The 12140-nt window shown below is 58.4% G+C and carries 6 protein-coding genes; all 6 read left to right on the top strand.

Annotated elements, in window-relative coordinates:
• Positions 1–201 precede the first annotated feature (201 nt).
• The 6 genes from DQG13_RS10825 (at position 202) to DQG13_RS10800 (ending at position 12105) form a co-directional block, all read left to right on the top strand.
• A complete protein-coding gene (locus DQG13_RS10825; protein WP_181592693.1) occupies positions 202–5526 on the top strand; it encodes an S-layer homology domain-containing protein in 5325 nt (1774 codons plus the stop codon).
• Between the two features lie 196 nt (positions 5527–5722).
• Positions 5723–7333: an extracellular solute-binding protein gene (locus tag DQG13_RS10820; protein WP_181592692.1), complete on the top strand. Its 1611-nt coding sequence runs from the start codon at positions 5723–5725 to the stop codon at positions 7331–7333.
• 136 nt (positions 7334–7469) lie between these two features.
• Positions 7470–9191, top strand: a complete 1722-nt coding sequence (locus tag DQG13_RS10815; protein ID WP_146767141.1) for a hypothetical protein — start codon at positions 7470–7472, stop codon at positions 9189–9191.
• A gap of 52 nt (positions 9192–9243) precedes the next feature.
• A complete protein-coding gene (locus DQG13_RS10810) occupies positions 9244–10290 on the top strand; it encodes a glycoside hydrolase family 88/105 protein (RefSeq protein WP_113019766.1) in 1047 nt (348 codons plus the stop codon).
• 1 nt (position 10291) lies between these two features.
• The gene (locus DQG13_RS10805; RefSeq protein WP_113019765.1) at positions 10292–11260 is read left to right on the top strand and encodes an ABC transporter permease; all 969 of its coding nucleotides are present in this window, start codon (positions 10292–10294) and stop codon (positions 11258–11260) included.
• A complete protein-coding gene (locus DQG13_RS10800) occupies positions 11254–12105 on the top strand; it encodes a carbohydrate ABC transporter permease (RefSeq protein WP_113019764.1) in 852 nt (283 codons plus the stop codon). Before DQG13_RS10805 ends, DQG13_RS10800 begins: the two co-directional genes overlap by 7 nt.
• The last annotated feature ends 35 nt before the right edge of the window (positions 12106–12140 follow it).

The following is a 12140-nucleotide window of genomic DNA, read 5'->3' as shown; positions in this document are numbered from 1 at the left end:
TTCGGAGCTTTGCGGCAAATCCAACATCCGGCAAGCTTTGCAGGTAAAGTGCGACTACACGGCACTCGGGAATTATCCTACATTGAGGAGTGTCGGGGAGCAGGGATATTTTTCCCCGGCTGATTTTCATCTGCATGAAGGAGGGGGCCGGTTGTCCGATCAGGAATGGTTTCAAGCAATATCAATTCGGGAGGGGAAAAGATGGGTAAAAAGGTAAGTCTATGGTTCTTGTCGATTGTACTTCTGCTGGGCATGACAGGCCCGGGCTGGTTCTCGCCCGCCGCGGTCCATGCGTCTCCCCAGACGGACATAAGCCGGATTATTCCGGCATGGTCCTTCACGTACAAGGGACTTCCCGCGGCAAGCCTCGGGCTGGATACCGCGGAAGCCCACGAGGGGGAGCATTCGCTGCGGCTCTCGTATACCTCGGCGAAGGCCTCCGAGGTTTATTTGAACATGGCCCAAACAGTGACGGTCAAGCCCAATACGGTCTATGAATTGAGCCTGTGGGGCAAAGGCACAGGGGTAAAAGGCGTCAACATGATGGTGAACTGGGGAACGAGGACCAGTCTGGGAACAGGAACATTTGACTGGAAGCGGATTTCCCAAACCTACACCACAGGGGCCAACGAAACCTCCCTCATCGTTCGCATTATAGTGGACGACAAAACCACGGTTTGGCTGGATGATATCGTCTTGAAGGAGGCCGGCACAGAGTCCAATCTGCTTCAGAACGGGGATTTTGACAGCATCGCGGAGATTAAGCCGCTTGACGGCTTTGAGGCGCTGTCGGCGTGGGCTCCCACAGGTTTGACCGGCATGACCGCGGCCGAAGCGGTCTATGAGACCCGGACGGAAGGAGCGCAGGCCGCCAAGCTCACCTTCACCAATGGAGCGGGCCAGCCCAGCCAGACAGGGGTGGCGTTGAATCTGCCCCAACCCTTGGATTTGGCAAAAATGACAACGGTTACAATGGATGTTTATCCGCTCTCGCAAACCGTCTCCGCCAATGAGCCTGTCTATTTGAAGCTGACGGATGCCTCCGGCTCTGTATCGGAGGTGCAGCTGCCCAAGCTGCTGGCCGGACAATGGAACGGGGTTAAGCTGGAGTTTGCCGTCTCCGCCGTGAGAAGCGGAATTGTGCAGTTTGCCCTGTATGTCAAAACCGGGACCAGCGCCGCCGGCTGGGAAGGACGGACCTCCGTCAGCTACCTGGTGGATCAAGTGAGCGCTGTGCGGATGAAGCAGCCGGAGGGCAGCCCCCAGGAAGGCGAAACTCTGGAGGCGCGAAGCCTGTTCCTTCAGCAACTGGGCTCGGGCGCCGATGCTCCCATCTTCCAGGCTGAGGGGATTTCCATTGACGGCAGCCTGGGGGAATGGGACGGTTATACCGGAATTTCGCTGCCCACCTCCGGCACTTCCCAGAACCAGGTGACCGGCTGGACCGGAGCGGAGGACCTTTCCGCCAACATAAAGTTCGCATACGATCAGGATTACTTTTATTTATCCGCCAAGGTAAGGGACAACACCCATTTTGCCGTAGCCAACAGCGATATGTGGAACGGGGACAGCATCCAGTTTGCCTTTGGGGAAAATGGGGTGTACGGTGCGGAATACGGCCTTAACCTGTTCAACGGGCAAACGCAGATATGGCGCTGGAAGAATGGAAGCGCCTCCGCCGGTATGGAAACGGTAACTGCAAAAACGGCCAGAACGGGCAATGACACCTACTACGAAGCTCGGCTGCCATGGAACGCGATCTTCCAGTCGGGAGTGCTGCCGGAAGGGCTTGTTTCCTTCTCTATTCTGGTCAATGACAATGACGGCGGCGGCCGCCGGGGCTGGCTGGAATGGACCAGCGGCATCGGCAAGGTAAAGAACGGGAAGCAATTGGGAAGCCTGTATCCGGTTCCCGCCGGGGACCCCTGGAGCTTCTGGGTGGAAACCCCCGCCGAGGGGCAAACCGGAAACCTGCTTCCCTATAAGCTCCATCTGGTCAATTACAGCAATGAGCCGCGGAGCATTTCGATCCGCTCCCAGCTGCTGGGCATTGACCGCGAGCTGACGGTTCCCGCGGGAATGGCCTTCACCAAAGAAGGCACGTATTCCGTCCCCGTCAAGGGCACGTATTGGGCCGAGACCACGGTGACGGACCGAAATACGGGCATGGAGAGAACAAGCCGGAAGCAGGTGGAGGTGGTCACCGGCGCAGCTGAGCTGACTGCCCGCCTGGAGGCGCTGTCGGCCAAGCTGCCGCAGTTGCTGGCCTTGCTGGCGCAGGCAGAGGGACAGGGCCTGGCTGCGGATGACGAACGGATCATTTATACAGCCTTGCAGGATTTTGCAGCCTACGGCAAGGAGGACGCCGCCAAAGGCAGACTGGCCCGTTCATCTTATGTGGCAGAGACTCTGGAGGAGCTGTATCTGGAGGCGGAGACCAATCTGCAAGGTTACCTGAACGGCACCAAAGCTCCCCAGGCAGCCCCCCGCTATATCACGGGCCCGCTGGAGCAAACGGAGCATGGGTTTACAGGCGCCGCCCAGGTGCGCAGCACAGGGGAGATTGCAACGCAGCCGATTTTCCTGAACGGATACCTGGGCTTCAACCAGATCCGTCTGGATATCGGCAAGCTCCAGGATTACGGCGCCAATGTGATTCAGGTGGAAACCGGACCGCGGAATGTAATCTTTTCCAAGGAGGGCTATATCCCCGAATTTACTACAAGCGGCAGCGCTTTGGGGAGCATCAGCTTAGATGAAGCTGTCACTCACAGCGGGAGCCGGTCTCTCAAAATTGTCAACCAGTCTCCGAAACAATCCAATATTTATCTGCTGGCCAGCCAGGCCATTCCCGTCAAGCCCAATACCGCCTATGAATTCAAGGTTTGGGTCAAGGGGGAGAATGTAAAGAATGCCTGGTTCCCGGGAGGTCCCGGATGGGCGCTGAGAAAATCCATGCCTGCGGGGACCTATGACTGGCAGGAGATCAGCTATACTTATACGACAGGTCCGGCGGAGCTGAGCTTTACTCTGATACTGGCCTCCGAGAATGTGCAAACCCTGTGGCTGGACGATCTCCGGGTCACCGAGCAGGGAAGCGAAGTAAATCTGGTGCGCAATCCGGGATTTGAACAGTCGCCGGTGGTGCCCGGAGCCGACCCCGATAAGGAATATGTGGTGGCGGTCTCCAATGTGGCCAACGATATCGGCAGAGTGCTGGAGAATGCGCGGGACAACAATGTTGCCGTCAATCTGCTCTTGTCTCCGCACTATTTCCCTGATTGGGTGTTGAAGAAGCATCCGGAAACGGCGGCCACCCAAACGGGCTTCCTGAAGTTCAATATTGACCATCCCTTGTCCAGGCAGATTATCGAGGACTATTTGCGGGCAGTGATTCCCCTGGTAAAAGATTACAGTTCCCTGCAAAGTGTAACACTGAGCAATGAGCCGGTGTATCAATCCAACCGCAATCCGTATTATCTGCCCATCTGGCAATCCTATCTGGAGGAGCTGTACGGAAACAGCATCGCCGAGCTTAACCGGATTTATGGCACGGCCTACACCTCCTTCGGGGAAGTGCAGATGCCCTCGGCCATCGCCCCGTCTCCCGTTGTTTATGATTGGGTCACCTTCAATAACAAGATTTTTTCCGATTGGCACCAATGGATGGCGGATATTATTCATGAAATGGCCCCTGACCTGCCCGTACAAGCCAAGGTGATGGCCAATCTGGAATCCAGCCTGAATTGGGGCGTGGACTATGAGCGATTCTCCGAGCTAAGCGATATCAACGGCAACGATGCCTACAATCTGATCGGAGACGGCCCGGAGGGCTTCATCAAGGAATTGAGCTTCTATGATCTCCAGCGCTCCTTCAAGCAAGCGCCGATCTTCAACTCGGAGCATCACTTTATCAAGGACGGGGACGACCAGTATGTGCCGGAGCAGGCCAAGCGGGTGCGGGCCGTCCTCTGGCAGGGAGCCGTCCATGGCAAAAGCGCCTCCACCAGTTGGCTATGGGAGCGCACCTATGATGCTACAAGCGACTTCGAGGGCAGCCTTCTCCACCGGCCGGATGTGGTGGTGGATATCGGCAAGACCAACCATGATCTCAACCGCCTGGCGGGAGAGGTGACAGCCCTGCAGAATGCAACCCCGCGGACAGCCATCTTGTATTCCCTGGCCTCCGGGGTGTATGACACCAACTATGACGAAACTCTCCGCCGGGCGTATCAGGCATTGGCCTACAGCGGCCAACGCATCGGCTTCGTGACGGAAAAGCAGGCCGCCGCCGGAAAGCTGGCCGACTACGAGCTTCTGGTGGTCCCGGCAGCCGCACATGTCAGCGCAGCAACTCTGGACGCAGTGGAAAGCTTCAGCCGGACGGGCGGCAAGGTGGTGCTCATCGGTGAGGAATCCCTGGCCCGGGATGAGCATAACCAGCCTCTGGACGCGACTCTGCACGGGCAGCTTGCCGGACGCTCCGTCATCCTGCCTGCCGCCGCCGGAAGCGGCGCTATCCGCACGGCGCTGCTTCCGCTGCTGGAACAGATGGACGCTCTGCCGGTTGCCTTGACAGACCTGTCCACAGGTCAACCTGTATGGGATGCAGGCTGGCAAATCGCCGAGCATAACGGCCGGCTTCTGCTGAATGTGGCCAACTACACAGGAGAAACCAGACAGCTTCAGGTGAGCCGCGATGGCCAGCCTGCCGGAAGCGTCAACGAACTGATTGCCGGAACAACGGTGGATGCCTCTCATCTGGAGCTGGCGCCCTACGGGATTTATCTGCTTGATCTGGGGAGTGTGCCTCCTCCGGAGGAAAATCCGGGCACCCCTCCGCCTCCTGCGGAAGACCCGGCTCCAGACGAACCGCCCTCCGCCCCGGCGGCAGGCGGACAACCGGGCAGCCCTGCGCAGCCTTCGGAACAGCCTCCGCAGCAGCCTCTTCCCGAACAGGGAACGGTCCAACTGCCGGACATCCGAAACCACTGGGCGGAGAACAGCATCCGTGAAGCAGCAGCGAAGGGGCTGATAAGCGGATATGAGGATCTCACCTTCCGCCCCGACCAGCCTGTAACCCGGGAGGAACTGCTGGTCTTGCTGCTGCGGGCTTTGGAGCCGAAGCAGGCAGGGGCAGCCGCGGTGGCCTTTGCCGACGAAGGAGCGATCAGCGGCTGGGCCAAACAAGCTGTAGCCCTGGCGGTGCAGGCCGGTTGGGTGAAAGGATATGAAGACGGGACGATCCGTCCCCAGACTCTGATCACCCGAGCGGAAATGGCAGTGCTGCTGATGCGGGCATTCGGCCATACGGCAGCGGCGGAGAGGAATGCAAGCTCTCCCCCCTCCTTTGCCGATGACAGTCTGATCCCGGCCTGGGCCAAGCCTGCGGTTTACGAAGCAGTGCAGGCCGGTCTGTTGGAGGGCGGCGCCGGGAACCGGTTTAACCCCAACGACACGGCAACCCGGGCGGAAGCGGTGGTTGTGCTCCTGCGCCTTATGGCTGCCCGCCCCCTTGCCGATTAGCCCGAAGCTTGCAGGTTCTACGTTTGGGGCGAAAAGCCCCAAAACTGCAAGCTGTTCAATAATCATGTCACTACCCGCGCGCGGGTGGTCTGCTGTATGGTTATGCCGTAGGGAACATGGGGACCGGAACAGCACCGGAACAGCGGGTCCCCCTTCCCGGCAAAAAGATACATTTGATAAAGGGAGGCAAACGAATTTGAGTACAAAACGGTCTGTGCAACGTTCAAAAGCAATCGGCGCCACAACGGCGGCTGTCCTGATGCTGGGCGGCATCCTGCTGGTGGCGGGCTGCGGAAACGATAAGGAGGGAGAGCCTGCGGCAAGCGGCAGTCCGGCAGCCGGCGCAACGGCGGCCAGCAGCCCCAAGTCCAATCTGCCCATGGCCATTACCGCATCCATCTATGACCGGGGGACGGTTCCTGCGGAGGAAGGCACCTATGAAAGCAACCGCTGGACCAAATGGATGAATGAGCAATCCGGCGTGGAGGTAAAATGGACCCCCATTCCCCGCAGCCAGGAGGCGGATAAGTTCAATGTGCTGGTAGCCTCCGGGCAGGCGCCGGAGCTGATTACCTCCTATGACCGGAATATGCTGTCGCGTTTTATCAGCCAGGGCGTAGCCCAGCCCATTGACGAGTACATTGAGAAGTACAGCACCAGCTACAAGGAATATATCAAGAAGCATCCGGAATTGAAGCCCTTCGTGACCTTCAACGGCAAAACCTACGGCATTGCCAGCATGCGGAACACCCAGGCCGCCACGATGATCTGGATTCGCCAGGACTGGCTTGACAAGCTGGGGCTGAAGCTGCCTACCACTGTAGACGAGCTGGTGGAGGTAGCCAAGGCGTTCCGGGATCAGGACCCCGACGGCAACGGTAAAAAGGACACCACCGCCATCGCCATGTCCAACGCCTATTCCGCCGTATTGGATGATCTGTTTATGGCCAGAGGCGGGGAATGGTTTGTGGAGGACGGCAAGGCAACCCTGTCCTTCTTTACCGACCGCTACAAGGAAGCCCTGACCCTGCGCAAAACCCTGTACTCCGAAGGACTGGTGGACAAGGAATATGTGACGGACAAAAACTGGGCCCGGCAAAAGCAGCTGTGGATCACCGGCAAGGCGGGCATTTTATTCGATACCTTCAATAACGGACCGACAGTGGACTTCTACAAGAGCCAGCCGGATGCCAAGCTGACTCCCCTGCCGCCTCTCTCCACCAAATTCGGCAAGAACGGGTACCAGGAAGAAGTGCCCAACTATTTGCTGACCATTTTCAACAAGGATATGAAGAATCCCGAGGCAGCCATGAAGTTTGTGGACTGGATGCTGGACAAAGGCTGGTACAACCTGAGCTACGGCATGGAGGGCACCCATTACCAGTTGAAAAACGACATTCCCGTTACCTTGGATACGGATAAGCTGAAGAAGGAAGTAAGCTATGCCAGCGAATACCGGATCGTCCACCAGCAGATTATGACGCCGGAATTCCTTCTGGCCCGGGCCGGCAGCGATCCCAATGACCAAAAGGTGCAGAAGGCCGTCGGAGATGCCGTTACTGTAGCTAAGAGTGTCAAGTACCGCAAGGATTTCCCTTACACTCCGGCGGTGGATGAGTTTACCGATGTTTCCGGACAGTTCCAGAAGAAATGGGATGAGATTGTTACCAAGGTGACCATGACTCCCGACCTCGATGCCGAGTGGGGCGTCAGCCAAATTCGCAGCGAATGGGAAAAGCTTAACGGCAAAGCCATCGACGCCAAGGTTCAGGAATGGTACGAGAAGAATAAGGCGGACTTTAAATAATTCGAAACTTGGGTTCTCCGGTTAAGGGCGGGAGCCCGCAAGGAATTTTCCAGACAACGGCAGCCGGGAGGGACGGGACAGCGTTCCCTTCCCCCTCCCCCGGCCTGCCGGATGAGAACAAGGACAGGTGAGAGATATGATGGAGCACACCATACTGAATGAGGATGCTGTACTGCTTAAAGTAATGGAAGAGCATTGGCGGAAGATCAAGAACAGCCAGGTGCAGGACCCGGCCAGCCACTGGCGCGGCGCCTTCACCGAAAACGGAAACGGCAAGCCTTACGAGGGGCTGGTAAGCAGCGACGCCCTGCTGTCCCTGACCGTTTCGCTGTATGCCCACCCCGGATCGGCATATCACCGTGATGCCGGGCTGCTGCAGGCCATCCGCGGCCAGATCGGCTTTTTGCTGAGGGCCCAACTGCCCTCGGGCTGCATTTCCCTGCATAACTGCAATATCGACTCTCCACCGGATACGGGCTTTTCCGTCCATTTCACCACACTGTGCCTTCATGTGTTGGAGAGAATGGACGATCCCGCTGTAAAGGAGCCCTGCGCAGAGCTGCGGCTTTTCCTGCAGCGGACAATTCCCGGACTTCTGGCCGGGGGCATCCATACCCCCAATCACCGGTGGGTGCTGTGCGGAGCCCTTGCCCTGTTGTATGAGCTGTTCGGAGATGAACGGCTGCGGGAGCGGGCCGACCGGTTTCTGGCCGAGGGGCTGGACCTCAACCCGGACGGAGAATGGACGGAACGAAGCAACGCCATTTACAATGCCGTTTGCTCCATCTTTTTGTACCAGGCGGCCCGGGTGTTTGGATATGACCATTTGTATGAGCCCATTGCCCGCAACTTGCGCATGATGCAGTACATGCTCCACCCCCGCTCGGAAATTGCCACGGAATATTCCAGCCGTCAGGACCGGGGCGAGATCATGAGGCTGAATGCCAGCTATTATGTGGCTTTCCGCCTGATGGCCCACCGGAACGCTGATCCGCTGTTCCATAGCTTTGCCCGGGAGGCGCTTTTGTCTCTCCGCACCGGGGGAGAGGCACTGCTGTACCGGATGTTTCTCCCGAAGGAAATGAATGCCGAGCTGCCCCTTTCCCCTCTGCCCGACCGGTACGAGGTGTTCCTCAACCGGGAGCGGATCGCGCCTGTGACAGGCACTATCCCCTACCAACGCACCGCCTTCCATGCCGGGTCGCCCCTCATCCGCTACAGGCAGGGTGAGCTGAGCGCAACCGTGATCGCCGGGCAGCCGGAATTTTTGTATCTGCAATACGGGCAGGCCCGCCTTCTGGGCGTCCGGCTGGCCTTGGGCTGGTTCGGTGTGGCGGGGACGCCTTTTGCCGCCATCCGGCAGACCGGGGACCATGAATATGAGCTGTCCATGGAGCTGGAGGGCAGCTACCGGGATGCCCTGAACGAGGAAGACGCCGACCGGGCAGACCCGCTGCGCTTTGCCGAATCCATTCCGCTGCGGGCCAAAACCAATGTGCGAGTTCTGCCTGTCCGCGTAGGCATCCGCCTTGATCCGACGGGCCTTGATCTTCATTACCGGGTGGACGCCGACGCGCCCCCCATCTTTGCCCAGGCGGTATACGCCTTCGCTCCGGAAGGCTCCCTGGAGGGTCCGGGCCTCACGCCGATCAACACCCACGCCTCCTGGCTGAAATCCGGGCAATTGGTTTACCGCTGCGGCGAGGACTGGATCACCGTGGACGGAGGCGCCTTCCAGCACGGCTTCGAGGCGCTCCGCAATGACAGACTGGACCCGGCGGTAAAAAGCGCCGCAGTCAACTATTTGACCCCTCTGGAGGCCCATGTCCGCATCCGCTGCGGCAAAACGGAAGGTTAAGCGCATAAATCAGCGGCTGCCAGCACGGCAGCCCGGCAAAGGATGATGACTCATGTTGAATCTGCAAGACTCCACCGTGAAGAAGCAATTGGCCAAGCTGGCCCGGTACACCATGCGCCCGCAGGAGCAGGACAGCGCCCATATGAAGGTCTGGCAATGGGGCCAGGGTGTGGCGCTGTACGGCTTGGGCAAAGCCTATGACGCTTTGGGAGACGGCCTTTATCTCGACTATATAGAAGAATGGCTGGACGGCTTTCTGCCCGGCCAGCCCCCCGGCAAAAGCATTAACACAACAGCGCCGCTCCTGGGAGCCGTGAAGCTGATCAAGGAGCGCCGCGCCGACAAATATATTGCCGTCTGCTCCGCCTTCGCCGACTGGTGCTTGCATGAAGCGCCGCGCTCTGTGGAGAGAGCCTTCGAGCATTCCTGCACGGAGAACCGCTATCCCGGGGAGGTATGGGCGGATACCCTGTTTATGGGCTGCCTGTTCCTGGCCGAATGGGGCCTCTTGACCGGCGAACAGCGTTATCTCGATGAAGCGGCCAACCAGTTTGCGCTTCACTACAAATATTTGCGCGATCCGGCCACAGGGCTGATTGTCCACGGCTACAACGGAAACACCGGCTCCCAAATGGGCGTGCTTTGGGGCAGAGGCAACGGCTGGTTTGCCGCCGCTTCCGCCGATATGCTGGAGCTGACCCAAGGCTCCGCCGGAGCCGCCTCCATCCTGGAGGGGTATCTCGGCCATATAGCCGGTGTGCTCGCCACCCAGAGCGAAGAAGGCATGTGGCATACGGTGATGGATCATCCCGCTTCCTACCTGGAAGCCTCCTGCACCGCCGCCTTTGCCTATGCCATTCTGAAGGGGCAATCCCTGGGGGCGCTGCCCGCGACCAGCCGGGACCCTGCCTTGCAGGCGGTAGGTGCCCTACTCCGCAGGATCGACGCCGACGGACGGCTGACGGAGGGCTCCGGCGGCACCTGCGTCATGCCCGCAGCAGCGGATTACAATGCTATCGGCTATGCCTATTCCCCGTTTACCCAAGGGCTGGGTATGATGGCACTGGCCGGAGCCTGCTTTTATGGAAAGGAGGGATAAGATGAAAGAGCTTGCGGTTGTGGAGACGGCTGGCCGGGACAATGTTTCCGCAGCGAAGAAAAAGCGGCGTCTCCTCTATTATCTCCGGCGGGACCGGTATCTGTACCTGTTCCTGCTGCCTGCGCTGAGCTTTTATCTGGTATTCAAATATTCCCCCCTCTACGGGGAACTTATCGCCTTCAAGGATTTTCAAATTATGAAGGGAATCTGGAATAGCCCCTGGGTGGGCCTGAAGCATTTCCAGGGCCTGCTGTCCAACCCGGATTTCTGGCAGGTGTTCCGCAATACGATGCTGCTGAACGTCTACAAGCTTTTGTTTGTGTTTCCGGCCCCGATCTTCTTGGCGCTGATGCTCAACGAGGTCCGGCTGAACGGCTTCAAGCGGCTGATCCAGAACCTGCTGTATCTGCCCCACTTCATCTCCTGGGTTGTGCTGGGCGGCGTCATTGTGGCTGTCCTGTCCCCCAGCACGGGGATTATCAACACCATTATGGAGAAGGTCTTCGGTCTGGAGCCGATTTATTTCATGACCCATACGGGCTGGTGGCCGGTGGTGTTCACCCTCTCCTCCATCTGGCAAAGCGCCGGCTGGGGAACCATCCTGTACCTGGCGGCTATGGCCAACATCGATCCCCAGCTTTACGAAGCCGCCAAGATCGACGGCGCCTCCAAGCTTCGCCAGATATGGCATGTGACCCTGCCGGGCATCCGGCCCACCATCGCCATTCTGCTGATTCTGCAGATGGGCCAGGTTACGGATGTGGGGTTCGAGCAGGTGTACAATTTGCAAAATGAAGCGGTCTTCAGCGTATCCGATGTCATCAGCACCTATGTGTACCGGATGGGCCTGCAGGCTGCCCAATACAGCTATTCTACGGCAGTCGGGCTGTTCCAGGGGATCATTGCCCTGATCCTGATGCTGACTGTCAACAAGATTACGAAAGCGATGGGAGAGAGCGGCTTATGGTAAACAAATGCCTTCGGGGCTTAAACGGGCTTTTGCTCATCCTGTGCGCCTTCGCCACCACCTTTCCGCTGCTGAATGTGCTGGCGACCTCCTTCAGCGGCAGCACGGCCATTCTGTCCGGCGAGGTTTTCCTCTGGCCTGTGGACTGGACTACCACCGCCTTCTCCAACCTGTTCAAGGACGGGCAGCTGATGAACGCCATGAAGAACTCGGTTATCATCACCCTGGCGGGAACGGTTATGCAGATGACGGTCACCACCCTGGCCGCCTACTCCTTGTCCAAAAGCCGGCTGAAGGGCCGGCAAACGGCGCTATTGATGATTTTGTTCACCATGATGTTCGGCGGCGGGCTTATCCCTATGTTTCTGCTGCTGAAAAACCTGCATATTCTCAATACCTTCTGGGCCATCTGGCTGCCGGGATTAATCAGCACCTACAACTTGTTTGTAATGAAATCCTCCTTTGAGGGGCTGCCCGGGGAACTGGAGGAATCGGCCACCATCGACGGCGCCAGCGATCTGACCATCTTCGCCCGGATTGTGCTGCCGCTGTCCAAGCCGGTGCTTGCCGCCATCTCGCTCTTTTATGCGGTGGGCTTGTGGAACGTGTATTCGTCGGCCTTATACTTTATTACCAGCTCCGCCAAAATGCCGCTTACGGTGAAGCTCTACCAGATGATCCAGCTTCCGGATACCAACCTCCTGGACAGCTCCGATCTGAGCTTCGTGCCTCCGGAAGGAATGAAGGCGGCGGCGATTATCATTACCGTTACGCCGATCCTGTGCCTGTATCCGTTTTTGCAGAAGTATTTTGTCAAAGGGGTACTGCTTGGTTCTATCAAGGGCTAGGGCATCCACAAAAGGCCACCCGTCGGGGTGGCCTT

The organism is Paenibacillus sp. YN15 (assembly GCF_003285005.1).
Classification (GTDB): Bacteria; Bacillota; Bacilli; order Paenibacillales; family NBRC-103111; genus Paenibacillus_AR.
Note: the sequence above shows the minus strand (reverse complement) of the source record. Positions and strands in the feature narration are given on the sequence as shown.